This window comes from Ancylobacter pratisalsi (assembly GCF_010669125.1).
Classification (GTDB): domain Bacteria; phylum Pseudomonadota; class Alphaproteobacteria; order Rhizobiales; family Xanthobacteraceae; genus Ancylobacter; species Ancylobacter pratisalsi.
The window spans coordinates 3,498,969-3,525,943 of sequence record NZ_CP048630.1; the positions used below are offsets into that span (position 1 = coordinate 3,498,969).

The following is a 26,975-nucleotide window of genomic DNA, read 5'->3' on the forward strand; positions in this document are numbered from 1 at the left end:
GAAGCCTTTGGAATATTAAGTCTTTGGCTAGCCCAGCGAGCGCGCCACGATATCGGCGACATCCGGCGACAGATCCCGCTTGTCGGCCACGCGCTTCAGGTTCCGTTCGGCAGATGCGCGGCGGACAGGCTCCAGCGAACGCCAGCTTTTGAATGCGCCCAGAAGGCGTGCGGCAACCTGCGGGTTGCGGGAATCGAGTTCCAGTACGGCATCGGCGACAAAGGTGTGCCCCGCCCCGTCGAGGCGATGGAACTGGGTCTGATTGGCGGTTGCGAAATTTCCAATGAGGGCTCGGACCCGGTTCGGATTTCCCATCGAAAAGGCAGGGTGTCTGGTCAGCTCACGCACTCGGTCCAGCGCGCCCGGTTCGGCGATCTGTGCCTGCAGGGCAAGCCACTTGTCGACTACCAGCGGATCGTCCTTGAAGCGCTCATGGAACGCGGTGAGTGCCGCTTCGCGTACATCAGGTGCATTGTGGGCGAGGACAGACAGAGCGAAGAAACGATCCGTCATATTGTCAGCGGTCTCAAAATGCGTGAGCGCCCGGGCGATATCGGCCTCTCCGCCGGTACAGGCGAGCAGGTCGAGGCTCGCATTGCGCAGAGAGCGCCGTCCCGCTGAGATCGCGTCAGGGGAGTAGGTGCCGGTGGGTGCATGCTGAACGTAGACGCGCTCCAACGTCGGCCGCAGTGCCTCGCCAAGCGTATGGCGGAGCGTACGGCGCGCGGCATGTATGGCATCGGGATCGACGTCCGTCCCGATCTCTCGCCCGACTTCTCCTTCGGACGGTACCGAGAGCACCTGGGCAACGAAGGCAGGATCGAGTGAAGCGTCGTTCAGGCTCGCGTCCATCGCCTCGACCAGAGCGGTCGGGTCATCGATCCTGATTCCCTCACGGGATTGGCCGCTGGCCGATACCAGATGATGGAGCGCCAAGGTCTGGCCGGCCTCGAAGCGGTTAAACGGATCGCTATCATGGCGGGCAAGGAACGTCAGATCCTCGGTGCCGAGGTTCGCGTTGAGTTTGACGGGTGCGGAGAAGCCGCGGTTGATCGAGGGAACCGGGCGCTCTGGTACATCGCGGAACAGGAAGCTCTGTTCCGGCTTGCTGACAAGCAACACCGTTCCCGCGGTATTCGTGCCGTCATCCGGATTGAGCGGCATGTCCTTCCCGTCCGGCCCAACCAGACCGAGCGCGAGCGGAAACAGCATGGCGTGCTTGTCGGGCTGGCCGGGCGTCGGGGGGAGTGTCTGCCGGATATCGAGCCGGTAGCTCCGTGCATCTGCGTCCCAGTGGCCGCTCACCTCGACCTGCGGGGTTCCCGACTGTGCATACCAGAGCGCGAACTGCGAGAGGTCGACACTGTTGGTTTCGGAGAAGCAGGTCAGAAAGTCCTCAACCGTCGCCGCCTGACCGTCGTGACGGTCGAAATAAAGATCCATGCCGGAACGGAAGCCTTCTTCGCCGAGAAGGGTCTTCAGCATGCGCACGACTTCGGCACCCTTCTCGTAGACGGTGGCCGTGTAGAAGTTATTGATTTCGCGATAGGTCGAGGGGCGTACGGGGTGAGCCAGCGGGCCGGCGTCTTCGGCGAACTGGTGACTCTTGAGTAGGCGCACATCGCCGATGCGCTTCACTGGACGCGAGCGCTGGTCGGACGAGAATTCCTGGTCCCGAAAGACCGTCAATCCCTCTTTGAGGCAGAGCTGGAACCAGTCTCGACACGTAATGCGGTTGCCGGTCCAGTTGTGGAAATACTCGTGGGCGATGATCGCCTCGATGTTCGCATAATCGGTGTCTGTCGCGGTCTCGGGGCTTGCGAGAACGTATTTGTCATTGAAGACGTTCAGACCCTTGTTCTCCATGGCGCCCATGTTGAAGTCTGCGACGGCGACGATGTTGAAAACGTCGAGGTCGTATTCGCACCCGAAGGCTTCTTCATCCCAGCGCATCGAACGCTTCAGCGCGTCCATGGCGTAGCTGGCACGGTCGGCCTTGCCGGGTTCGACATAGATGCCAAGCTCGACGGGCTTGCCGGTGGCGGTGACGAAGGGTTCGCTGATGCCGTCGAGCCGTCCGCCCACAAGAGCGAACAGATAGCAGGGCTTGGGCCAGGGATCGTGCCAGACGGCATAGTGGCGTGTGGTGCCTTCCACGTCGCCGCGTTCGACCGGGTTGCCATTGCCGAGCAGCACGGGGGCCTCGTCGCGCTCAGCCTCGATGCGGGTGGTGTAGACCGCGAGAACGTCCGGACGGTCGGGGAAATAGGTTATGCGGCGAAAGCCTTCGGCCTCGCACTGGGTGCAGTAGGTGCCGCTCGATCGATAAAGTCCCATGAGCTTTGTATTGGCTGAAGGGTCGAGCACGGTCTCGATCTGCAAGGTCACAGCGGCCTGTGGCGGCGCCAGAATGGTGAGCGAGGACGGGGTGGCCGCGTAGGCGGAGCCTCCCAGCGGCGTACCATTGAGGGTGATCGATTTCAGTTCGAGTTCGTCGCCATCGAGAACGATTGGTGAGCCGTGGCGACCGAGCGGATTGGGGCGCATCCCTAACCGGGCGATGACCGTCGTCACGCTCGGATGAAGCCGCACGTCGAGATCAACCGTGTCCACGAGCCAGTCCGGTGGGCGGTAGTCGGTCAGACGGACGGGCTTGGGATCGGCGTCGCGCATCGCATTACTCCTACAGGTGGGCATCCAAGAACTAGGACTTTGACCAGACGACAGGAAGCCCCCAAATGGCGCGAATGCCGTCCCATATAGGAGGCTACGCTGAACAAGCCGCATTGGATGAATATCGGAACCTCGAGCGTTCTCTCTGGTTAGGGAGACACTACCCACTCGCATAGGCGGGATCGCTGCTGGTTCAACGAAGGCTTTCGGTATGGGGTCGATCACGAAAAGCGGTCGCTTTGAAGCGCTGGATGCTTGGCGTGGTATAGCTGCGGTATTTGTATTATTATATCATTTTATATTAATATTCAAAATAGATGTCTTAAATTCGAAATTTACTTTGAACGGATATCTTTTCGTCGATTTCTTTTTCGTCCTTTCCGGCTTCGTTGTGTGCCATGCCTATCGCGGAAGGCTCCGTGACGTTCGGCAGGCTGGCGGATTCCTGATGCGTCGGGTCGGCCGGCTTTGGCCGCTGCACCTTGTGATGCTGTTCGCACTCATGATTGCGGTGATCGCCATCAACATTGCCGGCCACCATCCCGATCGACTGATGATCGAAGCGGACAGCGGTAGCTACTCCATGAAGGGACTGCTGCTCAATCTGGTGCTGCTGAATTCCATGGGGTTCTATGGTGTGGCGTGGAATGGCCCTGCCTGGAGCATCGGCGCCGAGTTCTATACTTACGTTCTCTTTGCGACAGTTGTGCTCGCAGTGGGTTCACGTCGCCTGCTGCTCGCAGCTATCGGGCTGTCGTTGACCTCTGCTGCGACCCTTCTGGTCGTCGCCCCCAGCTATATGAACTCTACGGCGGACTTCGGCTTCATCCGTTGTGTCGCGGGCTTTTTCGCGGGTGTCGGCGCCTGCCATGCATACGACTATCTGCGTGACAGGGAGCTGCCGCTGGCGAGTGTTTGGGAATTCGCGGTGGTTGCTCTCGCCGGCCTGTTCATTGTCGCTGCGGGATCTGGTCCGGACGAGGTGCGCCCGCTGAGCGTCGCCGCGCCATTAATCTTCGCCCTTGCCGTGCTTGTCTTCGCTCGTCAGCGGGGAGCTCTATCCCGGCTGCTGTGCACGCGGGTCTTCCGTGCACTGGGCGAGTGGTCGTTCTCGATTTACCTCATCCACATGCCGCTGCTCATCCTGCTCAGCTACGGGCTTTGGCTTTATGGCGATCGGTCCGGAACGTCCCTACGCGTCGAGGTTGACGTGTTTGGTCACACGAAGCTTCTCTATGATCTTGGGAGCCCACTCGCGACCTTCTGTCTGCTCGTCGTCTTTGCCACGGTCGCCATCGGCCTTGCGGCACTCAGCTATCGGGTGATCGAGGTGCCCTGGCGCGACCGCTTTGCCCGCCTTGCGCGCAACCATGAAACGGGTGGCCAGGCCTTCGCGCTGTTGCCGTCCCGCTCGACAATGGGGTCGCCCGTGCCGGTGCGCCTGCGCTCCAATGGCGGGCGCTGATTACCGCGAGCGGGTAATCTCGACGCCCGCATCACGGAAGATGCCGGCAATCGGAGCTGCAGGTTTGTGAACCTCGACCCGGACCTTTTCAACGATCGGATAGCGGTCGAGCACGAGGCGAGCGATGGCATCCGCAAAGGCTTCCAGCATCTTGAAGCGCCGGCTGTTCGAGGCTTCATGGATGATGGCGAACACCTTCTCGTAGCCGACCGTCCTGTCATAATCGTCGTGCGTCGCGGCAGGTCCGGTATCAAGCCACCAGTCCATATCCACAATGAAACGCTGCCCCAGTCGCGCCTCCTCCTCATGAAGCCCGTGATGGGCATGCAACTCGACACCTCGGAGGAAGACACGGTCGATCATTGAGGGTTCCTGTGTTCAAGCAGGCGTAAGGGCGGCAGCAAGGAGACCGACGGCTACGGCTGGTGCGCAATCGGCGGCGTCGCCGGCAAGCGCGGGATCGTCTGTAAGCACGTCGGCGAGATCGAGGTAGGCGCTTTCTCGCCGTTCCGCGAGCCGAGCGGCGAGAAAGCGCCCCACACCCGCCCCGACCACAAGCCCCAGCTCACTCTCCATGCCCGAGGTGACGCAGTCCAATGCCCGCGACAGGCGATGAAGCTGTGCTTCGGAAAGATGCCGGGCGAGATTGCGCGCTCGGGGAAGGTTCGTCGCAGTGAGGTCCTGCCCGACCGTACGCATCAGGCGCCGTGCGCTCGCGTCTTCGGTCTTGGGTCCATCATCAGCGCTGGGGTGAAGGTCGGCCTTGGCAGGCAATTCGCCGGTCAGTCGGTGAACATCGGCGGTGGTGGCGTAGAGCTCGGCCATCATCGGCACCCACCGCCCTCCGAACGGGGCCTCGCCGGCAAGTGCCATAACCGGTGTGCGGGCGACGCCGCTATAGATCAGTTCATTATTGGCGAGCCTTTCGGCGTCGCTGAAACCGCGTGCGGCAACCCGGCCCGACCTGAACGGGATGATGTCCGTAGTGGTGGAGCCGATGTCGACAAGCACTCCTTCGGGCAGAAGATGGGCGAGTACTGCGGCCGTCGCGTACCAGTTTGCCGAAGCGATGGTTCCTGCATGTCCCGTGGCCTGATCCGCGGGCACAAAGCCTTCCGGGCCCGCGAACAGCGCAAGCGGGGCAGGGCCCAGCTCTTCAATCATGATCGCCGCGGTTCCGATCACACCTGCATGCCGATCGGGCCAAAGATCGGCGAGTTCGGCCGTCATCGTCGCTGCGGAAGGTATGTCCGGCGCGAACTCCGCGCGCAGCGTGCGCAGGGCCTGGCGCAGGTGGTGTTCGCCCTTCCACACAGGGCAGGGTGCGATCCGAACCGCGCGCAGTCGGCCATCCTGACCGAAGGCGGCGAGCTTCACATGCGCTCCCCCGACATCCCATCCCAGACGCGCGATATTCATCTTGCAATCACCTCGACCGATACGGTGGGCGGCAGGCGCGGCAGGTCGGGCACCGCACCATCCCGGATTAACTCGGCAACGAATGCCAGTGGATTGATGCCGAGTGCCTGCCGCAACCCGGCGTAACTGGTGGTCAGGCGCGGGTTGACCTCGACCACAACGGGACCCGTCTCGGTGACGATATAGTCCATCCCGACAATGCCATGCAGCCCCGGGAACGCCGCACCGACCCTGTCCGCCAACGCACGCAACGTGTCGTCGATGGGCAGAGCGCCGACGCTGACGCCGCGAAAGCTCAGCCGGTCCGCGGTTCGGCCGATATTCTGACGGTTGGCCGCCAGCACATGGGTACGACCACTCTGGCACAGCAGGGAGAGGCTTGCCGGCATACCTTCCACGTAGGGTTGAATGATGGTTTGTTCGGGAAGGTGCATCTGGGGTCGGTCAGAAAACACGAGCACGCCCAGCGCTCCAGCGCCGTCATCGGGTTTGACGACGAAGGGACCTGCCTGATCCTCAGGTATTTCGTCAACGCGCCAGGTTGGCACGGCACGAACACCCGCAGCCGTCAGGATTTCAGCTGTGCGTGTCTTGCTCGAACAGTCGCGCAATGTTTGTAGGTCGGGGGCTATGACGCGTCGGTTGTGTGTGCGCAGTGTGGCTACGAACCGCTCCAGAATGCCGTCGGTTTCCGGCGCAATGGGCCAGCAGCAGTGGGCTTGGCGGGCCAGGGCATCCCATGTTTCGTGAGGGTCGTCACCCGCCTCCAGAGGCGTCGAGTGGCCGCGGGGGGGAGGGGGGAGGCGGGCGTCGTGGGTGGTGAGGACGCTGACGCCGGGCAGATCCTCCAGATCGCCGATAAGCGCGTCGCGCATCAGCATTCCTTCGGCTATCAGACCCTGTGGCAGGTCCTGGCCGATGAAGCCGCCGGCCGTGACTGTTTCGCAGACGAAGACGAGCATCAGGGCATCCTGAGGGGAACCGAGCAGTGGAACTTATACCGGTGATCGACCTGATGGGCGATGCGGTCGTGCACGCAAGGCGCGGCGCGCGCGCGGCGTATGGGCCGATCCGCACGCCGCTCTGCGCGGGGGCGGCGCCGCTCGACGTGGCGGCCGGCCTCATGGCGCTGGCGCCGTTCAAGCATCTCTATGTCGCTGATCTTGATGCCATTTCCGGGCAGGGTGGGCATGACCAGACACTTGCCGCGCTGGCCGCCGCCCACCCGGGCCTCGCGCTCTGGGTCGATGCCGGCGAGGCGCAGGCGCAGGCGGTGGCCCGCCGGGCCGAGCAAGGGCCGGGGCGCGCCGTGGTCGGCAGCGAGACCATGGTGGACCTCGGGTCCGGGCTGAGCGCGCTCGCGGCCGGCGCGGTGGCGCTCTCGCTCGATTTTGGTCCCGAGGGGCCGCGCGGGCCGGCGGCGATCCATCACCGGGCCGAGCTGTGGCCGGAGTCCGTGATCGTGATGACGCTGGCGCGGGTAGGGGCCACGGAGGGACCCGATTTCGCGCGCCTCGCCGACATCGTGGCGCGCGCGGGAGGCCGGCGTGTGTACGCGGCGGGTGGGGTTCGTCAGGCGGACGATGTGGAGCGTCTGGCCGATATGGGTATCGCGGGCGTGCTGCTGGCGAGTGCGCTTCACGACGGGCGCCTTTCGCCGGCGGAGATCGCGCGCTTCATGGCGTGAGCCTGCCCGGCCATCAGGCCATGGGCGAACAGGGTCGCCACCGTGAGGTCGGCGCTGGTGCCGGGGTTCAGGCCGCGCCGCTTGAGGGAGGCGTCGAAGGCGAGCAGCGGGGGATGGCGCACCGCCTCGGGGGCGTGAAAGTCGACAAAGGCCAGCAGCGCTGCGGCTTCCTCCCGTACCGTCTCGGCGACGGCGGGGCCGAATTTGCGCGCGATATGGCTGTCGGGGAACGCGGCCATGAAGCCGAGATGGGTGGCTTCCGCCTGCGCCTGCGGCCGCGCATCGGCAAGGGCCTCCAGCCTGGGCAGGCCGCGCTCGAAGATGTCGGCAAACCCGGTCACGTACTGACAGGCGATACGGTCGCGCTCGGCCGCCAGCGCCATTGCCTGCACCAGCCCGATGGTGGCGGGGGTGGAGACGTCATGGGCTTTCGCGCGCCCCAGACCGCCGGGATTGGCCCGCGCGATCGCCCTGAAGGCAGCCTGCGCATCGGCGAGGTCGAGACCGGCGAGCACGGCCCGCAACTCGTCGCGCAGCGCGCCGCCCCGCTCGGCGGCCGCCGCCAGCGGCGCGCAGAGCAGCACGATGCCGAGATTGGTGTTGAGGCCGGTCGCCGCGAAGGAGGCGAAGACGGCCTCCTCGATGCGGGCGCCCACGCGCTCGCCTGGGGCGGCGATATAGGGCGCGGCGGCATCGGCGGCGGTTTCGAAATGGCCGACATCCATGCCGTGCCCGCCGCTGAAGCGGTGGACATTTCCCGCCTTCAGCGCGTCCAGTTCGGCTCGGCAGGCCGCCCGGAAGGCGGCGGCAATGTGTGCCGCCTTCACAGGGCGGGCACCGGTTCCAGAGCGCGCACCAGATGGCCCGCCATGGTGGCGGCGATGTCGATATCGGTGGTCTTTTGCAGGCCCTTCCAGGCCGGCATCGAGTTCACCTCCAGCACGGTGAAGCTGCCGTCCGCGGCCTCGATGAGGTCGACGCCGGCATAGTCCGCGCCGACGGCGGCGGTGGCGCGGATGGCGAGATCGTACGCGCGTTCGTTACGCGGGGCGGGGGCGCCGACCGCGCCCTGATGGATGTTGGTGATCCAGCGCGGCGAGCGGCGCAGCATTGCCGCGACAACGCGCGCGCCGACCACGAAGACCCGCCAGTCCTCGAAGGCGTCACCCGGCTTCTGGGCGACGAATTCCTGGAGATAGTAGACCGCACCGACCTTTTCCGGCTCGGGCAGCGCCGCGCGGGGCGGGACGCGCTTGATGCCGCGCCCCTGCGCGCCGAACAGGGGCTTGAGCACCATGTCGCCCGGCGCCTCGTCGACCAGCGCCTGCATCGAGGCACGATGCTCGCCGACAAAGGTGCGCGGCGTCGGCAGCCCGGCCTTGCCGATGAGAAAGCTGGTCATGCTCTTGTCGACGCAGCGCTCGACCGCGCGCGCGTCGTTCATCACCTTCACGCCCAGCTCGCGCAGGGCATGGAGCAGGCCGAGCCGGGCGGTGATCTGCTCGGTGGTGCCGTTGGCGATGAGGCGGATGAAGGCGGCCGCCGGCAGCTGGTCGCCAAAGCCCGGCAGCAGCAGCCCGTGCGCGGTTTCGCCGATGGCGAAGCCGCAATCATTGAGCGAGAGCACGGCCACGCCGAAGCCCTCGGCCTCGATCGCCGCCTTGAGCCTGCGGGTGTGCCAGTCGGCATCTTCGGTGAAGATGACGACGGTATCGCTGATCGCGGCACTCATGCGAAGGAGCGTTCCAGAATGTCTTCGTGGAAGGCGCCGAAGGTGAAGCTGCGCCCGGTCTGCAGGGCGGTCACGGTCACCCGCGCCGGGCTGAACAGCATCGGGTCCATGGCATAGAAGTCGCCCTTATAGGCGGTGAAGATCTCCGCGAAGGTGCGGCCATGGTCCCGCGAGGACGAGCTCGGCAGCCCTTCCGCGAGGGCCTCGGCCTCGTCTTCCGGCCCCTCGACGAAGAGCTGGACATTGCCGCCATACAGCGTGGCGTCGTTGGTGCGCCCCATCGCCGAGACGAAATCGGGCGCGGGCGGGGGCAGCGGCGAGGAGCCGATGCCGTCCACCACGCGGTCCAGCGGAAAGTGCAGGGCGTGGGTCTTGTGCAGCGCCACTTCCAGCACCCGCGCCACAATCTGCACCGTGCCGGCGAGGCTGGAGGTCGGCGTCAGGATCAGCGTCAGCTGTTCCGGCGCGACGCCGCAATCCTGCGCGACGCGGGCCACCAGCATGTCCGGGGGCATGCGGTCGACTTCGAGCACCAGGCAGGCATGGTCCGCCGCGTCGCGGTAGCCCAGCTCCTGGAACAGGGTCTCCTTGGCCCACAGCGCGCGGGCGGGCCCGGAGCCGAGCGCGAAGAAGTCGCCTTCCGACAGGCTCCAGCCGGCATACTGGCTGCCCAGGCACGCCAGCACCGGATCCGCCGTGGTCACGGTGATCATGCTCATCCAGCGCGAGAAGCGCGCGCCCGAGGCGATGTTGACCGAGCCGAGCCCGCCAAGGCAGATCTCGGCGATGCGCCGGCCGGCTTCCATGCCGCCCCGCGCATTGATGCCGGCGTCGATGATGCGGGCACCGCAAGGGCTGCGGGAGATGCCGAGCCGCAGCACCGCGGCGTTCTCGACAAGGTCCTCGACCAGAGGGCGGGTCAGGTTTGAAACGCTGGGGCGCAAATTGCGCAATTGCTCGCCCATGAAACGGTTACTCCGCAGCCTTGCGGCTGGCCATGCTCAGGTCACGCCACAGTTGATCCCTGCGCCGGGCCAGGGTGTCGCGAACCTCGCGCACATCCCGTCCGGCAGCGAAAAGCGTACAAATAGGTTCCCCGGTCTCGATCCGGGTGCCTTGCGGCGGCCGGTCCGCCACCCAGTCCGGCAGCGGGTCGAGCCGCATTTCGAAGCTGAACGGGGCGTAGAACACGCCGGCCCCCCTCACCATGCCGGCCGCCTCGGGGGTGAGCAGGGCAAGATCGGGCAGCTCGCCACGGCAGGCCTCGAAATGCAGCCGCAGCAGCGGGGGCAACGGCTCGTGGTCGAACACGTCCAGCGAGGCACCCGGACGCGGGTTGATCTCGATCAGGCTCCAGCCATCGCCGGTCAGCATCAGGTCGGCGCTGGCAAGGCCGACAATGCCGGCGGCGTTCACGACGGCGTCGAGCGCGGAGGCGATCGAGGCTTCGATCGAGGGATCGAGGCGGATCGGTCCCGCCGCGCCGCCATAGCGGTAGGGCGCATCCTCGGAGGGTTCGCACCACTGCTCCGAGAAGGCGAGAAGACGCGCCTTGTGCCCATTGCCCAGGAACAGCGCCGACACCGTGCGGCCCTGAAGCTCTTCCTGGAGATACCAGCCCCATCCGCGCGACTCGCTCGCGGGTTTGACGTGCCAGCCGCCCGAGCCGCCGATGCGCTTTTCAAGCGTTCGCATTCCCGCCGGCGCATGGTCGGCGAAGACCTGCGGGTGGGGAATGCCGAGATTGTGCAGCAGCCGCGCCAGCATCAGCGGCTCCTTGGTCCAGGCGAGCGTCGGCGGACCGTTGCCGACCAGCCGGAACCGCGCGGCGAGCCGCTCCACCACCTCGGGCTGGTGCTCGAACCCGGTGCCGAGCACGACAGGAATGTCGGGTCCGGCGTGGATCGCGAGCTGCTCGTAGAGGTCGGCCGGGTCGATGGCGAAAGCACCGATACGGCGCAGCGGGATCGCGGCGAGCGCGAGCTCGCGGGTGTCGTCGTCCCCGAACAGGTCGAGCACCAGGGCGCGCAGGCCCGCGCGCCGCGCCGCGGCGGCGAGGCCGCGAGCGGCGACGCCAACGATGACGACATCTGCCGCATCCTTAGGCGACAAGGGATCGTGCGAGAATGAAGGCATCCTCGAATCCGAATGTGAGGGATTTGGTTGCAACCCGCATGCGTTGCAACAGCTCATGCTGCACACGGTATTTGAGGTGCCCGATGGTCAGTGCACCAATACCGAGCGTCCCGTTCGCAAGAACCTTGCCATCTGCATGGGCATCGATGCCGGCAATACCGGAGGGCGGCACGGCGTTCACATCCGCCGCGACAGCGAGCTTGCGCGCGCCGGCGAGCAGATCGGCCGAGAGGATTTCGACGCCGGCGCGGCCGCAGGCGAGCACCACCTCGGCCTCCGCCAGGAGCGCGCGCTTGTCGTCGTCGGTGCGGCCCGCGGCGCCGGCCAGGTCGACGCCGAAGCGCTGCTTGAAATCGCCCGCCTTGGCGGTGACGGCCTCGATCTCGCGATGGCTGACCAGCGTCACCTCGGCGCCGGCCTGCGCGGCGATGACGCCGGCAATGCCGCCGACCACGCCGGTGGCGCCATAGACCTGGACCTTGGCGCCCTTGATGCCCTCGGGGCGGGTGGGGCGCAGCTTCTTTTCCACCTCGGCCACCATGGCGGCGGCGGTGGTGAAGGAACCGGCGGGGTCGACGAAGACCGAGATCTCGAAGGGCGGGAACAGCACGCTCCTGGCCTTGTCAGCCATGTCGAGCGCGAGGCCGGCATCCTTGCCGCCGATGAAAAGCCCGGTGCGGGCGGCGGCGTCGGGGTGGCGCGAGAACATCATGTCCTGCGTGAGGTCACCCACCTCGTCCAGCGTCACGCCGTCATAGGGCAGGATGGTCGCGTAGCCGGCATCAACCGCCATGTTGACGTCGAAAGGCGAGACGTGGCGCAGCGGCGAGAGGATGTGAAGAATCGGGGCGTAGTCCGCCATGTCGTTTCATTCCCAGGTCGAATCGGGCCTTGCGGCCTCTGTTGAGGAGATGAAGAGCGACGCGGGCTTTCTGCCAATCCGCCGCTAGCACTGCTCGACGCAGGCAAGCCATTCGATCCGTGCACCGGCATTGCCGCCGCGCACGCAGTCGAAAGCCAGAGCGGGCCGCCCCGCAAAACGGGTACGGGCCTCGCTGATAATCCGTTCGCCGTCTTCGGGGCTGCCAAGGATGGCAAACCCGGTGGGGCCCCAGGAACTTTGGCCAAGGCCGCGCAAACCGCGACTCTCCAGCCAGTCCATCACCTCGGCTACGGAAGTGCTTGTATAGCGGCCACCCTGGGCATCCGCATAGTGCTCGCCGAGCAGACGCTGCATTTCACCCACCGCGGCGCTGAAGTAATCCACATCCGCTTCGGCGAGCGCGGGCAGCGCGACCATGACCGCGAGCCGCGCCATGTGGCCGGCCAGCGTGTCCGCGAAGACGGGAAGGGTCTCCATCGCCGTGGACTCGGCGGTGCCGCTAAGCCCTTGATGGTCGGTGTCATATACCAGAAGGATGCGCCAATCCTCCGGGAAGGGCAGGCGCGAAAGGATGGGCGGAGGGGCGTTGGAGCCCTGCTTCTTGCCGCCGTCGAGGATGACGCCGCCCTCGGTGAAGGCGCCGATGCCGATCGAGGAGCGGGCCCCGCGACCCAACGCCGCGCCGATTTCGCGCGGGGTCAGTTCAAGCCCGCCCAGCAGACAGAGCCCGGTGGCGACGGCAAGGCCGAGCTGGGTGCCCGAACCGAGGCCGGAATGCGGGGGCAGGGCGGCTTCCACCGTGACCTCGACGCCGGTGCCAAGGCCGAAATGGCGCGCCGCCTTCTCCACCGCCGCAACCGCGCGCCCCGCGTCCGGCCCGGTGGCGGTGAGCCGCGCGGCGGGGCGCATGCGCACCACGGTGGCCGGGCGATCGAGCGTGATGCCGAGGCTGCCGAAACGGCGGCCCAGCGTGCCGGCGAGATCAAGGAATCCCAGATGCAGGCGACCCGGCGCGGTGATGCGCACCACGCGGTTCTCCTCCTGCTTGTTCGCCGCTTTCAGATCGAGCGTCGTCTTGTTCACGGGCGTTTCCTCAGGGCGCATGGTAAGGCGCGAAACAGGGCGAGGACAAGCGCCCTCGATTCCGCCATCGGCAGAACGGCGTTTGCCGCCGGCCCCGGGACCGTGCTACCGAATCGGGTAACGCAGCCCACGACAGAATGGGCGCGACGCCCAGGAGGACGCCCGAGATGGCGGTGGACCCGACCAAACCGGATCCAAAGAAAACCCTTGCCGACGGGGAGGTGATCGCACGCCTTGCCGCCGAGCTTCCGCGCTGGAAGCTTGAGGACGGGTGGATCCGGCGCACCTACCGCACGAACAGCTGGAAGGGCACGCTGATGGTGATCAACACCGTCGGCCACCTCGCGGAGGCCGCCTGGCACCATCCTGACCTCACCGCCTCGTATGCCTGGGTCGAGGTGCGGCTCATGTCGCACGACGTCAAGGGCATTACCGAGCGCGACCTTCAGCTCGCGAAGAAGATCGAGGCCGTCGTCGACTGGCAGCCCGGCACCGAGCCGGGCAGTGCGCTGGAAGGCACGCCCCGCAGCGATCTGCGCTTCGCCTACATCAAGCACGATTGACGCCATGGCAGATGCATCCCTCCAGACGATCAACGACGTGGTCTGCGGCTTCTGCGGGCTCGGCTGCGACGACCTCATCGTCGAGGTCGAGGGCCGCGACATCCGGGCCAAGGGCGCGGAAGGCGGCCCGATGTGCCCGGAAGCGGCCCGGCTGCTGCGGCGCATGGACGTGCCCGACCAGCCGGCCCGCATCGCCGGCGCCGAGGCGAGCCTGACCGAGGCCGCAGGGGCGGCGCGGCGGCTGCTGGGCGAGGCGCGCGCGCCGGTCTTCGCCGGGCTCGGCGTCGACATGGCCGGTGCCGGGGCGCTGGCCGATCTCGCGGTGCGCTTCGGCGGCGTGCTCGACCATTATGCCTCCGATGGGCTGTTCGCCAATTACGCCGCCGCCCAGCGCACGGGCTGGCTTGCGAGCACGCTGGCGGAGGTGCGCAACCGCTGCGACCTGCTGCTCGTGGTCGGCGAGGACCCCTCCCAGACCTGGGCCCGGCTGTTCGAGCGGCTGTTCCCGGAAAACCCGCTGTTCGCGGGGAGCCCGCGCAAGGTGGTGTTTCTGGGAAGTGCGCCGGGCGAGAAGGCGCGCCAGCAGCTCGCCGGCACGGAAATCTCCCATATCGCGAGCGATGATGTCGTCGCCACGCTGGAGGCGCTGGGCGTTCTCGTCGCCGGCAAGCAGCCGCCCGGCGCCAGTTTCGGCGGCGTATCGGCGGATCAGGCGGGAGAGCTGGCCGCAGCCCTGCGCGCCGCGCGCTATGCCGTGGTGACCTGGAATGCGGGCACGCTGGACGAGGGTGCCCTGGTCGCCGAATACGCGACCAAGCTGGTCGACGTGATCAGCGTGGAGACCCGCGCCGGCGTGTTCCCGCTTGGCGGGCGCGACAACATCATCGGGGTGAACCAGCTTCTGCTGTGGCGGCTGGGCTATCCGATGCGCACCGCGGTGCGCGGCCAGACCAGCAGCCATGACGGCACGCTCTACGCGAGCGGGCAGGCGCTGGCCGATGCCGACCTCATGGTCTGGGTTTCGGCCTTCCGGCCGGAGCCGCCGCCGTCCTTTGCGGGCAAGGTGATCGCCCTTGCCCATCCCGATACGGTGTTCGACAAGGAACCGGACATACTGATCCCGGTTGGCACCCCCGGCGTGGACCACGCCGGCACGGTGTTCCGAATGGATTCGATTGTGAGCCTGCCGCTCGGCGCCTTGCGCGTCGCGACGCTTCCCAGCGTCGCCGAGGCTGTGCGATGCCTCGCGGAGGGTTAAATGAGACTGAGGCTCAAGGGCGGGCGTGTGCTCGATCCGGCCAATGGCGAAAACGGGGTCGCGACCGGCGCGCGTCGTGACATCGAGATATTGGACGGGCGGGTTGTCGCCCCGACCGACCTGCCGGCCCAGGCCGAGTACGAGCTGAACGGCGATGTCGTGATGGCGGGCGGCATCGACCTGCACAGCCATATCGCCGGCGGCAAGATGAACCTCGCCCGCCTGCTGATGCAGGAAGACCGGCGGGCCTACCCCGAAATGCCGGGCAATTTCTGCGGCTGCGGCGGCGGACGCGCGGCGCCGACCGCCCACGCCACCGGCTGCCGCTATGCGGAACTCGGCTACACCACGGTGTTCGAGCCGGCGATGGTGGGCGCCAATGCGCGCGCCGCGCATCTGGAAATGGCGGACATTCCCAATCTCGACACCGGCGCCTATCTGGTGCTGGGCAATGACGACTTCTTCCTGCGCCTGCTCGCCGCCGGCGCGGGGCAGGAGCAGGTCAACGCCTATGTGGGCTGGATGATCGAGGCGACGCAGGCCTTCGCCATCAAGATCGTCAATCCCGGCGGAATCAACGCCTTCAAATTCAACGCCCGCAAGATGGACCTCGACGAGGCCAGCCCGCATTACGAGGTGACGCCGCGCAAGGTGCTGACCACGCTGATCCGGGCGGTGACGGAGCTGGGCCTGCCCCATCCCATCCACCTGCACGGCTGCAATCTCGGCGTGCCGGGCAATGACGAGACCACGCTCGCCACCATCCGCGCGACGGAGGGGCGGCGGCTGCACCTGACCCATCTGCAGTTCCACTCCTACGGCACCGAAGGCGACCGCAAGTTCTCCTCGTCGGCGGCGCGCATCGCCGAGCTGGTGAACGCCAACCCCAACATCTCGGTCGATGTCGGGCAGGTGATGTTCGGCCAGACGGTGACGGCCTCGGCCGACTACATGTCGCAGTACCGCAACCGCGGCATCGCCACGCCGAACAAGTCCATCGGCATGGACATCGAGCTGGATGCCGCCTGCGGGGTGGTGCCGTTCGAGTATCGCGACAAGTCCTTCGTCAACGCGCTGCAATGGGCGATCGGGCTGGAGCTGTTCCTGCTGGTGGAAGACCCCTGGCGGATCTTTCTCACCACCGACCATCCCAATGGCGGGCCGTTCACCACCTATCCGCACCTGATCCGGCTGCTGATGGACCGGGACTTCCGCAACGCCCAGCTCGCCACGCTGCACAAGGCGGCGCAGAAGCACACGCTGCTGGGCGGGATCACCCGCGAATACTCGCTGGAGGAGATCGCCATCCTCACCCGCGCCGCGCCCGCCCGCATTCTCGGTCTGGCGGACAAGGGCCATCTCGGCCCCGGCGCGGTGGCCGACATCGCGGTGCACCGCGAGGATGCGGATCGCGAGGCGATGTTCTCGACCACGCGCTACGTGTTCAAGGACGGGCGGCTGATCGTGAAGGACGGCCTGGTGGTCGAACTGGCGCAGGGCACGACCCATGTCGCGCGTCCCGGCTTCGACCGGGGAATCGAGAAGGATATCGGGCGCTGGTTCGACGAGGCGGTGGGCCTGAAGGCCCGGCATTTCCGCGTCGCCGACGGTGAGCTGAGGGGCGGCGCGGGGCCGACCATTCTCAGATGCGAGGGGGTGGCGCCATGATCATCAACGGCGTCGAGATCCGCGATACCTTCGCGGAGGCGTTCCCGATGGTCGGCACCCGCCTCATCGTCACCGCCGACACGCCCGAATGGGCGCTCACCGCCGGGCGCACCACCACGGGCTTTGCCACCTCGGTGATCGGCTGCGGCTGCGAGGCGGGGATCGAGCGCACGCTGGCGCCCGAGGAGACGCCGGACGGGCGGCCGGGCGTGTCGCTGCTGATCTTCGCCATGGATTTCAAGAGCCTGAAGTCCGTGGTGCCGCTGCGGCTGGGGCAATGCGTGCTGACCTGCCCGACGACGGCCTGCTATGCCGGTGTCGAGGGCGGCAAGCGGGTGCCGCTGGCCAAGACCATCCGCTACTTCGCCGACGGCCACCAGATCTCCAAGAAGATCGGCGACAAGCGCTTCTGGCGCCTGCCGGTCATGGAGGGCGAGTTCGTCTGCGACGAGGACACCGGTTCGGTGGAAGGCGTGGGCGGGGGCAATTTCCTCATCCTCGCCCATACCCGCGGTGCGGCGCTGAAGGCCGCCGAGGCGGCGGTCGCGGCGATGACCAAGGTGGAGGGCGTGATCCTGCCGTTCCCCGGCGGCATCGTGCGCTCGGGCTCAAAGGTGGGCTCCAAGTACAAGGGCCTGTTCGCCTCCACCAACGACGCCTATTGCCCGACCCTGCGCGGCACGGTGCCGAGCCAGCTTCCCGCCGAGGTCGGCTCGGTGATGGAGATCGTGATCGACGGCTTCAGCTTCGAGGCGGTGGCGGAGGCGACGCGGGTCGGCATCGCGGCGGTCTGCGCGCTGGGCGTGGAGGGCGGTGTGGTGGCGATCGATGCCGGCAATTACGGCGGCAATCTGGGACCCTTCCATTTCAAGCTGCGCGAGATCATGGCCGGCGATGGTGCGGCGAACGGCGCGGGAGCGGGGACATGAGCGGGGTCAGTCTGAAACCGCGCGCGCCTTTCGAGGCCCGCGTCGACATGGCCGGCATCACGCCGGCCGTCACCTGTTCGCTCACGCTTCGCGAGCTTGAGCCTCTCGCGGTTCCCTATGGCGCGCGGAGCGTGCCGCTGGCCGAGCTGTTCTTCATCGAAAGCGCGCCGGAGGGCGTGCTGCTGATCGAGATCGGCGATGCGCGGCTCGACGGCGTCGGCGCCGGCATGACCCAGGGCGAGCTGATCGTGGACGGCACGGTGGGCGCCTGGGCCGGGCGCGGCATGACCGGGGGAATGCTGCGCATCGGCGGGGATGCGGGCGATTTTCTCGGGGCGGAGCTTTCCGGCGGGCGGATCGAACTCGGCGGCAGCGCCGGGGCGTGGGTGGGCACCGCCTCGTCCGGGTCGCGACGCGGCATGTCGGGCGGAACCATCGTCATCGCCGGGTCCGCGGGCGCGCAGGCGGCGGCACGCCAGCGTGGCGGGCTGATCGTCATCGCCGGGGATGCCGGCGAGAGACTGGCGACCGACATGATCGCGGGCACCGTCAGCGTGGGCGGGGCCATCGGCCCGCTGATGGGACGGGGCATGCGCCGGGGCACGATCTTCGCCTCCGCCGTGCCCGACGCACTTCCCGCCGGCTTCATCGACACCGGGGCGCATGAACTGGTAGCGGTCAGCCTGATGGCCCGCCGCGTGCCCGAACTCAGCGCCATGCTCAAGGGCTGGACGCTGACGCGGCGCATCGTCGGCGATACGCTGATGGGCGGGCAGGGCGAAGTGCTGGTGAGCGCCTGAGGCAACAATGCGGATCGGCCGCGCGCGGCGCGGCCGATCGTTTCCGCCTCAGAGCAATGTGCCGTGCAGGATCACCAGCGCGACGCTGAAATAGATCACCAGCCCGGTGACGTCGACAAAGGTGGCGACGAACGGGGCCGAGGCGCTGGCGGGGTCGAAGCCCAGCCGGCGCAGCACGAAGGGCAGCATCGAGCCGATCAGCGAGCCGAAGGTGACGATCGCCACCAGCGCCGCGCCGACCGTGGCAGCCACCAGCCCCCAGTGCTCGCCATAGTCATGCAGCTCCAGCAACTGCCAGGCCGTGATGCGGGCCATGCCGAGCGTGGCGAGGATGGCGCCGAGCACGAGGCCCGAGGGCAATTCGCGCAGCGCCACGCGCCACCAGTCCTTCAACGTGACCTCGCCCAGCGCCAGCGCGCGGATGATGAGCGACGTCGCCTGCGAACCGGAGTTGCCGCCCGAACTCATGATCAGAGGGATGAACAGGGTGAGCACGATGGCGCGCTCCAGCTCGCCCTCGAAATGCTGCATGGCGTTGGCGGTGAGCATTTCGCCCAGGAACAGGATGGAGAGCCAGCCGGCACGCTTCTTCAGCATGGCGAAGAACGCGATCTCCATATAGGGCTCGTCCAGCGCTTCCATGCCGCCGAACTTCTGCGCGTCCTCGGTGCCTTCCTCGATGATGGCGTCGATCATGTCGTCGACCGTGACGATGCCGAGCACATGGGCGTCCTCGTCGACCACCGGCACGGCGAGAAGGTCGTATTTGGAGATCAGCCGGGCCACGTCCTCGCGGTCCATCCGCGGATCGGCGGTGATCGGATCATGCTCCGGGGCCACCGACAGGATGGACTGGCCGGCCTCGCCGGTGATGAGGCGGCGCAGCGTCACCGCCTTGAGCAGCTTCAGCGAGACCGGATCCAGCACATAGATGGCGTAGATGGTTTCGCGCGTGCGCTCGATCTCGCGCAGGTAGCGCAGTGTTTCGCCCACGCTCCAGGTGGAGGGCACGGTGACAAATTCGGTCGTCATCAGGCTGCCGGCGGTGTGCTCGGGCCAGGCAAGCAGCCGGTTCAGCTCGGCCTGCGTCGCCGGGGGCAGGCGCGCGAACAGATGGGTGCGGGCCGGCTCGTCCATCCAGCGGAACAGGTCGGCGGCACGGTCGGCCGACAGCTCGGTGAGCAGATGCACCGCTTCCTCGACGGGCAGCGCCTCGATGAGGTCGCTGGAAAGGTCGAAGTCGGGAAGGTCCAGAATCTCCACCTGGCGCTCGCGCGGCAGGCTGGCCAGCACGGCGGAGGCGGTCGCGGGTTCTTCCCCGTCAAGCACCTCGGCGATGTCGGCGGGATGCTCTCCGGCGAGTTCGGCGGCAATCGAGGCCGCGCGGGCGGCGGTGGTGGCGAAGGCGTCGTCGCGGCGCGGGTCCGCCGTGTTGCGCAGGTCTTCCATTTCGGCTCGCTTTCCGACGTCCGATCCGTCGGCGGCGGAGCGCGGAGCCGAGCCTCAGGTCATGCCCGTGGTCGGCTCACGGCGCCGGCCGCCAACGGCCGGACGTTCGACTGTAACTGTCGCTGGGCATGGGTAGAGGGTTCCGATTGCGCCACCGTGACGGGCGGCGGCGGGGACATGGACCTTGTGGCGCGCTGCGTCAAGCCGGGGAGTTGTTCAGCCGCCGGCCTGCGCCAGCAGCCGTGCGCGGACCTGCGCCAGCCGCTCGGGCTCGAAACGCCCGGTACGCCCGCCGCTGCACAGCGCGCCGCGAAAGCCGAGATAGTCCGCCCCCACGCCTGCCAGCGTCGCGATGTCCTCAAGGGCGAGCGAGCCGGCGAGGCCGCTCATCAGCCCGTGGCGTTTCGCCTCGGCGATGAACTGGCCAAGGGTGAGCGCATCGAAATGATCGGTCAGCCGGCCGGCCGTCTTGTCGGCGGTGTCGATCATCACGCCGGTAAAGCCGGCGCGGCTGAGACTGGCGAGGATGGCGAAGTCCGGCCTCTGGTCGGCGAACAGCACGCCGATCATCCGGGCGCGGCTGGCGAGCGGGGCCAGCGCTTCCACGCACTCATTGGTGTGTTTGGAGGCGAACAGCCCGACCTTGACGATGGGCACGCCCGTCGCCGCCACGCGCTCGGCGGCGGCGCGCAACAAGGCGGGCACCATCGGCTGGTCACCCGCCGTGGCGCTCAGCAGGGGGCGGACGGAGGAGACATCCTGCGCTTCCCAGGCGTTCCACAGCATGACGGCGGCGGTGAGCGATTCGCTGCTCCATGCGCCGAGGGCTCCGAAGGCGGGCTGCTTGAGATCAACGATATCGGCGCCGCCGACGCGCGCCAGCTCCATCTCGTGGAGATCGGCAACGCTGGCCAGCAGGCCGGGGGTGGGGGCGGCGTTCATCATGACGCCCGCTGACGCCGGTGCTCGTCGATCGCCTCGATCATCCAGCCCCAGGCTTCCAGCTCCTCGGGGCCGGCGGTTTTTTCAACCGCGATGGCGAGATAGGCCATCTCCTGGTCGACTTTCTCGTCGGGCAGCAGGCTCAGCCGGCTTACCAGAACGGCGGCCTCCAGCACGGCCGCCTTGGCCCGGTTGAGGCCCTCGAAGCGCTTGTGGCCGTCGGAGAAATAGGTCTTGCAGAAGAAGCGCGGGCGTTGCGGGTCGTCCTCCATCCGCTCCACGGTCACTTCGTCATGGGACAGCGCGTCGGCGAGGCGCGGGCAGTCGATATTGTTCGCCCGGCGCACGTCCACCGCCACGCGGCGACCCACCACGCAGCCGGCGAAAATGCGCACGTCGTCGGTGAAATTGACCACGGCAATGCGCGTGGTGGCGAGGTTGGTGAGGGTGCGCGAGGGACGGAAGGGCTGGAGCAGATAACCGCCCTCGATCACGGTCGCCCCCATCGGCGCGATGTGCGGTTCGCCCTCGATCGAGCGGGTGGTGACGATGACTTCGCGGATCATGGGCGCATCTTCTCGGGCATCAGGTCTCGTTGGAACCCGTCCCGTGGGGGCGGTTCTGCTCGGGGCCGGTCGGTTCGGGGGCCGCACGGGCGGCTTTGGGCGCGAGGGTCGTTCCCGCCTGCTTGAATGTCAAACGGTGGGCCGCCTCGGGGCTGCCGGCGATCTCGCCCGCCGCGCCCCATTTCAGGCCCTCGTCCTGCGCATAGCGCTTTCCGAGCTTGTAGGCGATCTCGGCCCGTGCCGTCTCGACGCCGAGATAGAAGGCGTGGGCGCCGTCGGCCTCGACCTTGAGGTGGGGGAACAGCGCGAACGGGTCGTCGCCGACATGGTGGCCGTCGCGGTTGTAGATGTGGACGCCGGCCTCGGTGACATCGATGCGGAAATTGGGGTCGCGCACCGCGCCCGCCAGCCGGGCGATCTCCTCGGGCGTGGCGGCGTAGGGCTTACGGTCGCGCAGCGCCATCAGCCCGCCGCCGAAGCCCTGCGGCAGCGCGCCGGCCTGCCGGGCGGCGAAGAACTCGCGCCGGGCGCGGTCGAATTCGCGCACCGCCGTGCGGCAATGCGGACTGACCTGCACCGCGAGCACAGCGGTGATGTGCAGTTCCGAGATCATCCCCATCAGGATGGCGTTGATGCCGGTGGTGTCGGCATCCGTCAGCTCGGTGACATTGCCGATGCCCATGAGGATCGGGATCTCGGGAAAGCGGCGTCTCAGCTCGGCATAGCGAACGATGGACGCGGTGAAGCCGTAATGGATCGGGTCGAGGATCGGGTCGGCGTAGAAGGGCTGGCCGCTGGCGAGGCAGGTCTCGACGGCGCGCACCAGCGAGTCCAGATCGCCCTGCCGGGCCGGCACCAGCACCGGCACGGCGGGGCCTTCCTGCGCGATGTGCAGGGTGTCCTCATTGAGGCTGAGCAGGAAATCGGCGCCGGCGCGGGTGGCGCGGGAAAGCTCGGAAAGGTCGAAGGAATCGACGCTGACCTTCAGCCCCTCACCATGGAGCGCGGCGATGGCTTCCTCCAGATGGGGAAACGGGGTGTCCGGCAGGCAGCCGAGATCGATGACATCGGCGCCTTCGCCCTTGAGAAGGCGCGCCCGCGCCAGCAGCCCCTCGATGTCGAGCCGGGTGGCGTCGACGATCTCGGCGAAGATGGTGACGTCGTGCTGCGAGAGGTCGGCGGCGCGGCGCTTCTGGCCGAAGAAGTCGGGGAGGTCCGCCATCTCGTCCGGCCCGCGCGCGAAGGGCACGCCGAAGAAGCGCTCCAGCCGGTCGAGGTCGCCGCTAAAGCGGCCCGGCATCAGCACCCGGTCGGTGCCCTCGGGCAGCTTCAGCCGCCGCTCGATGATTTCCGCCGTCATCAGCGCCGCGACCTTGACCCCGACATTGACCACGACCGGTTCCAGCGCCGCGTCCGAGATCTCCCCGGCGATCCGGGTCAGGCGCGGTTCGGCCAGCGAGCCGGTGACGAGGGCGACCCGTTCGGGTTTGTGCGCGAGGGGGGTGTCCTTGTCAGCCATCGACCGGGGCCGCCGTCTCCGCGAGAAGGCGCCGGCGGGCGGCGATCGCGTCCTCCAGCGCGCGGATGGATTCGACCACGGTGGTGTCGTCGAATTCCTTGAGCTTTTCCGTGTTCTCCAGGTCGATCCGGCGCGGATAGACCGGGTAGAGGCCCTTCGGCGCCATGGTGATCATTTCCGGCGCGGTGTCGCAGGCGAACACGATCGCATGGACGCGGCACTTTCCGGCCTGCGCGAAACAGTTCGTCACCAGCGTGTCGGAGATGCCGAACACGCATTTCGCGACGGTGTTGGAGGAGGCCGGCGACACCACGAGCGTGTGGTAGAGCTGCTCGTAGAAGCGCCCCACCGGGGCGGAACTCGCCGTCGTTTCCTTGAAGATGCGCGTGTGCTTCGGCAGGTCCTGCTTGTACATGCGCAGCACCTCGTCGGCGGCCCTGGAGACGAACAGGTCGACGGCGCCCAGCTCCTTGATGAGCGCGATGGACTCGGTGAAGAAATGCCCCGAGCCGGTCAGCGCCCAGGCCCAGCGCGGATAGGTTCCCTTGTCGCCGCTCATGCCGCGAGGCTCCCCTTGGTGAAATGACTGAGGGCGTCGTCGAGGGTCATCACCTCGACAGGGCCCGGCACGCGTGCGGCATAGCGCGGAAACAGCGGATCGACGAGGCCGGCCTCGGCCCACTGGTTCGGGCCCGAGCCGGGGGCGGGGGGGGCGGACTTGACCAGCGTCAGCCGTTCGGCACCGCTCTCGCCTGCGATCCAGGCCGCGAGGCTGTCGGATGTCAGCTCCCAGCTCTGCGGCAGCTCGCTTGCTTCCAGCGCCAGCCGCGCGGGCCGCCAGATCGCGACGCGCTTCGCCGCGCCCGCCTCCGCAATCGCTTCAAGGCTGTCCACGGGCACAAGGCCGGGGGCGAGGTCGGCAAAGGCGAGGGCGGTCTGTTCCATGGCCAGGATCGCCATCCGGTGGCAGGCGGGGTCGGAAAGCCGAAGCGTCGGCTGGAGATCGCGCACGGCGTCGGCGAAAGGCCCGCCTCCGGTGACGAGCAGCGTGGGGGACGCATGGCGCGCCAGGGCGCGCAGCAGCTCGGGCAGGCGCGGCGCTCCGAGCAGGCTGCCACCCAACTTGACCACATGCCCTCGCCGGAGGGCGGAGTGTTCTGGCATCGTCGCGTCCTTCATGCAGTACCGGCAATACCGGAACGGAGGCCGCAAAACTAACGCAGGTTGTGGTTGGATCAATCGGACCGTATGCCGCCGAAAAAAAGACCCGAAGCAGAGCTTCGGGTCTTGAAAAGGTAGACGGTCATTCAGACGGAAGGTCCGTCCGGCATTTCACTTAGGAGTGTGAGCCTAGTTTTCCGGAATGTCGAGAACTGATTCGCGCTATCACGCGGCCGTTATCACGTGAAATTTGTCAATGCGTGTAGCGTGATACCGCTGGTCGTGGCGACGTTCAGCGAGTCGAAATCGCCCTTCATCGCAATGCGCACCGTGCGGGCGCGGGCCATCACGTCCGCCGGCAGGCCCGGCCCCTCGGCACCGAGCAGCACCGCCGTGCGCGGCGCGCGGGCGAGATGCGACAGCTCCACGGCGCCCGCCGGGCTCAGCGCCACAAGCTCGAAACCGTTGGCGCCGAGCAGGTCCAGCAGGTCGTGCGCGGTGCCTTCCCGCGCGAAGGGAACCACCAGACTGCCGCCCACCGACACACGGATCGCCTTGCGGTACAGCGGATCGCAGGAGGCAAAGTCGAACAGCGCCGCATCCGCCCCGAAAGCGGCGGCGTTACGCATGATGCCACCGGCATTGTCGTGGTTGGTGATGCCCAGCGCCACGACCACGAGCGCTTCGGCCGGCAGTCCGGCGACGACCTGCGCCGCGGTCGGCATGTCGCCGCGCAGCCCGACACCGAGCAGGCCGCGGTGAATGTGGAAGCCGGTGATGCCGTCGAGAATCGGCTGGCTCGCGGTGTAGATCGGCACGTCGGCCGGGGTCTGCGCCAGAAGCGGCGCCAGCGCGTCGGCGCGGCTCTCCGCGATCAGCAGCGATTCCACCGCGAAGCGGTTGCGCGGGGACAGCGCCACGTCGAGCACCGTGCGCCCTTCCAGAATGAAGCGGCCGCCGCGCCCGACGAGATCGCGCTCCTTGATGACGCGATAGGCGTCGATGCGCGGGTCGTCCGGCGAGGCGAGGGCCGTGAGCGGCCTCAAGCGCCCAGTTCCTCGCGCAGCACTTCCAGCTCCAGCCATTCCTCCTCGGCCTTGGCCAGCTCGTTCTGGGTACGCGTGAGCTCGGCGGTGGCCTTGGCGAAGCCGGCGGGATCGCGGGTGTAGAAATTCGGCGTATGGAGGGTGTTGCTCAGCCGCGCAATGTCGGATTCCAGCTTGGCGATGCGCTTGGGCAGCTGCTCCAGCGCGTGCTTTTCCTTGAAGGACAGCTTGCGCTTGGCCGCCGCCTTGGGGGGCTCCGCAGCGGCAGGGGCATTCGCGGCCTTGACGGTGCTCTTGTCGGTCTTGGCGGCCTTCTCGGCCTGCGCGCGGGCGGTCACGCCGCGTCCGCGCTGGGCCACCATGTCCGAATAACCGCCCGCATAGACCTCCCAGTTGCCATCGCCCTCGAAGGCGATGGTGGCGGTGACCGTGCGATCGAGGAAGTCGCGATCATGGCTCACCAGCAGCACCGTGCCGGCGTAGTCGTCGATCATCTCCTCAAGCAGGTCGAGGGTTTCCAGATCGAGGTCGTTGGTCGGCTCGTCCAGCACCATGAGGTTCGAGGCCTGCGCCAGCGCGCAGGCGAGCAGGAGCCTTCCGCGCTCGCCGCCCGAGAGCCGGGAGACGGCGGTGCCAGCCTGTTCCGGCGTGAACAGGAAGTCCTTCATGTAGCCGATGACATGGCGCGGATTGCCGCCGACGAACACCTGATCGCCGCGCCCGTCGGTGAGCGTGTCGCGCACCGAGCGGGTGGGATCGAGCGCCGCGCGACGCTGGTCGAGCGTCGCCATCTCGATATTGGTGCCGAGCTTGGCCTTGCCGCGATCGGGGGCCAGCTCGCCGGTGAGCATCTTCAGCAGCGTGGTCTTGCCGGCGCCATTGGGCCCGACAATGCCGATGCGGTCGCCGCGCTGGATGCGGATCGACAGGTCGCGCACGATGACGCGATCGCCATAGGCCTTGGAGATGTGCTCGGCTTCCATCACCAGCTTGCCGGAGACGTCGGCCTCCGTGGCGGTCACGGAAATGGTGCCGACCGCACCGCGATGGTCGCGGAACTTCGCGCGCAGATCCGCCAGCTCGCCGACGCGGCGCACGTTGCGCTTGCGCCGCGCGGTGACGCCGTAGCGCATCCAGTGTTCTTCGGCGACGATCTTGCGGGCGAGCTTCTGCTGGTCGCGCTCTTCCTCTTCCAGCACCTGGTCGCGCCATTCCTCGAAGAAGCCGAAGCCGCGTTCCATGCGGCGCGTGGTGCCGCGATCGAGCCAGACGGTGGCGCGGGTCAGGTCCTGCAGGAAACGGCGGTCATGGCTGATGAGCACGAGGGCGGAGCGCAGCGAGGCGATCTCGGCCTCCAGCCATTCGATGGCGGGCAGATCGAGATGGTTGGTCGGCTCGTCCAGCAGCAGGATGTCCGGCTCGGGTGCCAGCACGCGGGCCAGCGCGGCGCGACGGGCCTCGCCGCCGGAGAGATTGGCCGGGTCTTCCTCCCCGGTCAGCCCCAGCTCGTTCAGCAGGTAGATGGCGCGGTATTCCTGGTCGCCCGGTCCCATGCCCGCTTCGACATAGTCGAGCGTGGTCTTGAAGCCGGAAAGGTCCGGCTCCTGCGGCAGGTAGCGCACGGTCGCGCCGGGCTGCACGAAGCGTGCGCCGCTGTCGGCCTGGACGAGGCCGGCGGCAATCTTGAGTAGGGTGGATTTGCCCGAGCCATTTCGGCCGACAAGGCCGACGCGCTCGCCGGATGAGACGGACAGCTCCGCGCCCCCGAGCAGCGGGGTACCGCCGAAGGTGAGCCGGGTGTCCTGGAGCAGAAGAAGAGGAGGAGCCATGGCGCGGGGATAGGAGGAAAGCCCCGGCGGGGCAAGGGGCGAGCGAGGGCCAAATGGCCAATGCACGGCAAACAGCGCCGATGAGCCGCGGGCGGGCGGGTGTCGTTGATCTCCGGCGGTCCTTGCCCGGCGCCCCGGCGGACCTATGGTGGGAACGGCCGACCCGA

The 26,975-nt window shown here is 67.5% G+C and carries 25 protein-coding genes; 7 read left to right on the top strand and 18 right to left on the bottom strand.

Going from position 1 to position 26,975, the window contains the following annotated elements:
- Window positions 1-27: 27 nt before the first annotated feature.
- On the bottom strand, window positions 28-2,673 hold the full coding sequence (gene pepN / locus G3A50_RS16455; protein ID WP_163077750.1) for an aminopeptidase N: 2,646 nt from the start codon (window positions 2,671-2,673) through the stop codon (window positions 28-30).
- 211 nt (window positions 2,674-2,884) lie between these two features.
- Here pepN and G3A50_RS16460 point away from each other — a divergent pair, with 211 nt between their 5' ends.
- Complete coding sequence (locus G3A50_RS16460; protein WP_163076267.1) at window positions 2,885-4,138, top strand: acyltransferase family protein; 1,254 nt, start codon at window positions 2,885-2,887, stop codon at window positions 4,136-4,138.
- On the opposite strand, the gene folB is transcribed toward G3A50_RS16460, so the two are convergent.
- From folB to G3A50_RS16475, 3 genes are read right to left on the bottom strand one after another with little or no spacing between them, the layout of a single operon-like run.
- Complete coding sequence (gene folB / locus G3A50_RS16465) at window positions 4,139-4,501, bottom strand: dihydroneopterin aldolase (protein ID WP_163076268.1); 363 nt, start codon at window positions 4,499-4,501, stop codon at window positions 4,139-4,141.
- A gap of 15 nt (window positions 4,502-4,516) precedes the next feature.
- Window positions 4,517-5,557 (bottom strand): hydantoinase/oxoprolinase family protein, encoded by a 1,041-nt coding sequence (locus G3A50_RS16470; protein ID WP_163076269.1) that lies wholly within the window; start codon window positions 5,555-5,557, stop codon window positions 4,517-4,519.
- A complete protein-coding gene (locus G3A50_RS16475; protein ID WP_163076270.1) occupies window positions 5,554-6,519 on the bottom strand; it encodes an ATP-grasp domain-containing protein in 966 nt (321 codons plus the stop codon). The genes G3A50_RS16470 and G3A50_RS16475 overlap by 4 nt, the downstream gene beginning before the upstream one ends.
- A 26-nt stretch (window positions 6,520-6,545) precedes the next feature.
- Between G3A50_RS16475 and G3A50_RS16480 the strand changes: the two genes are divergently transcribed.
- On the top strand, window positions 6,546-7,244 hold the full coding sequence (locus G3A50_RS16480; RefSeq protein WP_210255153.1) for a HisA/HisF-related TIM barrel protein: 699 nt from the start codon (window positions 6,546-6,548) through the stop codon (window positions 7,242-7,244).
- Here the strand turns inward: G3A50_RS16480 and G3A50_RS16485 are convergent.
- The 6 genes from G3A50_RS16485 to G3A50_RS16510 all read right to left on the bottom strand — a co-directional run bounded on the left by G3A50_RS16485 (window position 7,196) and on the right by G3A50_RS16510 (window position 13,078).
- Window positions 7,196-8,071: a triphosphoribosyl-dephospho-CoA synthase gene (locus tag G3A50_RS16485; protein WP_163076271.1), complete on the bottom strand. Its 876-nt coding sequence runs from the start codon at window positions 8,069-8,071 to the stop codon at window positions 7,196-7,198. The genes G3A50_RS16480 and G3A50_RS16485 overlap by 49 nt on opposite strands.
- A complete protein-coding gene (locus G3A50_RS16490) occupies window positions 8,068-8,976 on the bottom strand; it encodes an ATP-grasp domain-containing protein (protein WP_163076272.1) in 909 nt (302 codons plus the stop codon). Before G3A50_RS16490 ends, G3A50_RS16485 begins: the two co-directional genes overlap by 4 nt.
- Window positions 8,973-9,941, bottom strand: coding sequence for a methenyltetrahydromethanopterin cyclohydrolase (gene mch, locus G3A50_RS16495; RefSeq protein ID WP_163076273.1), 969 nt, complete (start codon window positions 9,939-9,941; stop codon window positions 8,973-8,975). The genes G3A50_RS16490 and mch overlap by 4 nt, the downstream gene beginning before the upstream one ends.
- 7 nt (window positions 9,942-9,948) lie before the next feature.
- Window positions 9,949-11,088 carry an ATP-grasp domain-containing protein gene (locus G3A50_RS16500; RefSeq protein WP_246251789.1) on the bottom strand — a complete coding sequence of 380 codons (1,140 nt, stop codon included), beginning with the start codon at window positions 11,086-11,088 and terminating at the stop codon, window positions 9,949-9,951.
- The gene (locus G3A50_RS16505) at window positions 11,078-11,974 is read right to left on the bottom strand and encodes an NAD(P)-dependent methylenetetrahydromethanopterin dehydrogenase (protein WP_163076275.1); all 897 of its coding nucleotides are present in this window, start codon (window positions 11,972-11,974) and stop codon (window positions 11,078-11,080) included. Before G3A50_RS16505 ends, G3A50_RS16500 begins: the two co-directional genes overlap by 11 nt.
- Window positions 11,975-12,058: 84 nt before the next feature.
- The gene (locus G3A50_RS16510; RefSeq protein ID WP_246251793.1) at window positions 12,059-13,078 is read right to left on the bottom strand and encodes a beta-ribofuranosylaminobenzene 5'-phosphate synthase family protein; all 1,020 of its coding nucleotides are present in this window, start codon (window positions 13,076-13,078) and stop codon (window positions 12,059-12,061) included.
- A gap of 167 nt (window positions 13,079-13,245) precedes the next feature.
- Between G3A50_RS16510 and G3A50_RS16515 the strand changes: the two genes are divergently transcribed.
- From G3A50_RS16515 to G3A50_RS16535, 5 genes are read left to right on the top strand one after another with little or no spacing between them, the layout of a single operon-like run.
- A complete protein-coding gene (locus G3A50_RS16515) occupies window positions 13,246-13,641 on the top strand; it encodes a 4a-hydroxytetrahydrobiopterin dehydratase (RefSeq protein WP_163076277.1) in 396 nt (131 codons plus the stop codon).
- Between the two features lie 4 nt (window positions 13,642-13,645).
- Entirely contained in the window at window positions 13,646-14,899 is a 1,254-nt protein-coding gene (locus G3A50_RS16520) for a molybdopterin-binding domain-containing protein (RefSeq protein WP_163076278.1), read from the top strand.
- On the top strand, window positions 14,900-16,567 hold the full coding sequence (locus G3A50_RS16525) for a formylmethanofuran dehydrogenase subunit A (RefSeq protein WP_163076279.1): 1,668 nt from the start codon (window positions 14,900-14,902) through the stop codon (window positions 16,565-16,567).
- Window positions 16,564-17,496 carry a formylmethanofuran--tetrahydromethanopterin N-formyltransferase gene (fhcD, locus tag G3A50_RS16530; RefSeq protein ID WP_163076280.1) on the top strand — a complete coding sequence of 311 codons (933 nt, stop codon included), beginning with the start codon at window positions 16,564-16,566 and terminating at the stop codon, window positions 17,494-17,496. Before G3A50_RS16525 ends, fhcD begins: the two co-directional genes overlap by 4 nt.
- Entirely contained in the window at window positions 17,493-18,296 is an 804-nt protein-coding gene (locus G3A50_RS16535) for a formylmethanofuran dehydrogenase subunit C (RefSeq protein ID WP_163076281.1), read from the top strand. Before fhcD ends, G3A50_RS16535 begins: the two co-directional genes overlap by 4 nt.
- 48 nt (window positions 18,297-18,344) lie before the next feature.
- Here G3A50_RS16535 and mgtE read toward each other — a convergent pair whose 3' ends face one another.
- The 8 genes from mgtE to G3A50_RS16575 all read right to left on the bottom strand — a co-directional run bounded on the left by mgtE (window position 18,345) and on the right by G3A50_RS16575 (window position 26,808).
- A complete protein-coding gene (gene mgtE, locus G3A50_RS16540; protein ID WP_163076282.1) occupies window positions 18,345-19,745 on the bottom strand; it encodes a magnesium transporter in 1,401 nt (466 codons plus the stop codon).
- A 216-nt stretch (window positions 19,746-19,961) separates the two neighbouring features.
- Window positions 19,962-20,690 (bottom strand): (5-formylfuran-3-yl)methyl phosphate synthase, encoded by a 729-nt coding sequence (locus G3A50_RS16545; protein WP_246251796.1) that lies wholly within the window; start codon window positions 20,688-20,690, stop codon window positions 19,962-19,964.
- The gene (locus G3A50_RS16550) at window positions 20,687-21,253 is read right to left on the bottom strand and encodes a DUF447 domain-containing protein (protein ID WP_163076283.1); all 567 of its coding nucleotides are present in this window, start codon (window positions 21,251-21,253) and stop codon (window positions 20,687-20,689) included. Before G3A50_RS16550 ends, G3A50_RS16545 begins: the two co-directional genes overlap by 4 nt.
- Before the next feature lie 19 nt (window positions 21,254-21,272).
- Window positions 21,273-22,772, bottom strand: coding sequence for a DUF6513 domain-containing protein (locus G3A50_RS16555; RefSeq protein ID WP_163076284.1), 1,500 nt, complete (start codon window positions 22,770-22,772; stop codon window positions 21,273-21,275).
- Complete coding sequence (locus tag G3A50_RS16560; RefSeq protein ID WP_163076285.1) at window positions 22,765-23,331, bottom strand: flavoprotein; 567 nt, start codon at window positions 23,329-23,331, stop codon at window positions 22,765-22,767. Before G3A50_RS16560 ends, G3A50_RS16555 begins: the two co-directional genes overlap by 8 nt.
- Entirely contained in the window at window positions 23,328-23,903 is a 576-nt protein-coding gene (locus G3A50_RS16565) for an amino acid kinase family protein (protein ID WP_246251799.1), read from the bottom strand. Before G3A50_RS16565 ends, G3A50_RS16560 begins: the two co-directional genes overlap by 4 nt.
- A gap of 269 nt (window positions 23,904-24,172) precedes the next feature.
- Window positions 24,173-25,018: a TrmH family RNA methyltransferase gene (locus tag G3A50_RS16570; protein WP_163076287.1), complete on the bottom strand. Its 846-nt coding sequence runs from the start codon at window positions 25,016-25,018 to the stop codon at window positions 24,173-24,175.
- Window positions 24,976-26,808, bottom strand: a complete 1,833-nt coding sequence (locus G3A50_RS16575) for an ABC-F family ATP-binding cassette domain-containing protein (RefSeq protein ID WP_163076288.1) — start codon at window positions 26,806-26,808, stop codon at window positions 24,976-24,978. Before G3A50_RS16575 ends, G3A50_RS16570 begins: the two co-directional genes overlap by 43 nt.
- Between the last annotated feature and the right edge of the window lie 167 nt (window positions 26,809-26,975).

Coding starts and splice junctions, on each gene's coding strand:
- folB (WP_163076268.1), bottom strand. CDS start 4,501: ATGATCGACCGTGTCTTCCTCCGAGGTGTCGAGTTGCATGCCCATCAC.
- G3A50_RS16515 (WP_163076277.1), top strand. CDS start 13,246: ATGGCGGTGGACCCGACCAAACCGGATCCAAAGAAAACCCTTGCCGAC.
- G3A50_RS16575 (WP_163076288.1), bottom strand. CDS start 26,808: ATGGCTCCTCCTCTTCTTCTGCTCCAGGACACCCGGCTCACCTTCGGC.
- G3A50_RS16535 (WP_163076281.1), top strand. CDS start 17,493: ATGAGCGGGGTCAGTCTGAAACCGCGCGCGCCTTTCGAGGCCCGCGTC.
- G3A50_RS16470 (WP_163076269.1), bottom strand. CDS start 5,557: ATGAATATCGCGCGTCTGGGATGGGATGTCGGGGGAGCGCATGTGAAG.
- G3A50_RS16475 (WP_163076270.1), bottom strand. CDS start 6,519: ATGCTCGTCTTCGTCTGCGAAACAGTCACGGCCGGCGGCTTCATCGGC.
- G3A50_RS16490 (WP_163076272.1), bottom strand. CDS start 8,976: ATGAGTGCCGCGATCAGCGATACCGTCGTCATCTTCACCGAAGATGCC.
- G3A50_RS16505 (WP_163076275.1), bottom strand. CDS start 11,974: ATGGCGGACTACGCCCCGATTCTTCACATCCTCTCGCCGCTGCGCCAC.
- G3A50_RS16555 (WP_163076284.1), bottom strand. CDS start 22,772: ATGGCTGACAAGGACACCCCCCTCGCGCACAAACCCGAACGGGTCGCC.
- pepN (WP_163077750.1), bottom strand. CDS start 2,673: ATGCGCGACGCCGATCCCAAGCCCGTCCGTCTGACCGACTACCGCCCA.
- G3A50_RS16560 (WP_163076285.1), bottom strand. CDS start 23,331: ATGAGCGGCGACAAGGGAACCTATCCGCGCTGGGCCTGGGCGCTGACC.
- G3A50_RS16545 (WP_246251796.1), bottom strand. CDS start 20,690: ATGATGAACGCCGCCCCCACCCCCGGCCTGCTGGCCAGCGTTGCCGAT.
- G3A50_RS16520 (WP_163076278.1), top strand. CDS start 13,646: ATGGCAGATGCATCCCTCCAGACGATCAACGACGTGGTCTGCGGCTTC.
- G3A50_RS16525 (WP_163076279.1), top strand. CDS start 14,900: ATGAGACTGAGGCTCAAGGGCGGGCGTGTGCTCGATCCGGCCAATGGC.
- mgtE (WP_163076282.1), bottom strand. CDS start 19,745: ATGGAAGACCTGCGCAACACGGCGGACCCGCGCCGCGACGACGCCTTC.
- G3A50_RS16570 (WP_163076287.1), bottom strand. CDS start 25,018: ATGGCTGGAGCTGGAAGTGCTGCGCGAGGAACTGGGCGCTTGAGGCCG.
- G3A50_RS16550 (WP_163076283.1), bottom strand. CDS start 21,253: ATGATCCGCGAAGTCATCGTCACCACCCGCTCGATCGAGGGCGAACCG.
- fhcD (WP_163076280.1), top strand. CDS start 16,564: ATGATCATCAACGGCGTCGAGATCCGCGATACCTTCGCGGAGGCGTTC.
- G3A50_RS16460 (WP_163076267.1), top strand. CDS start 2,885: ATGGGGTCGATCACGAAAAGCGGTCGCTTTGAAGCGCTGGATGCTTGG.
- mch (WP_163076273.1), bottom strand. CDS start 9,941: ATGGGCGAGCAATTGCGCAATTTGCGCCCCAGCGTTTCAAACCTGACC.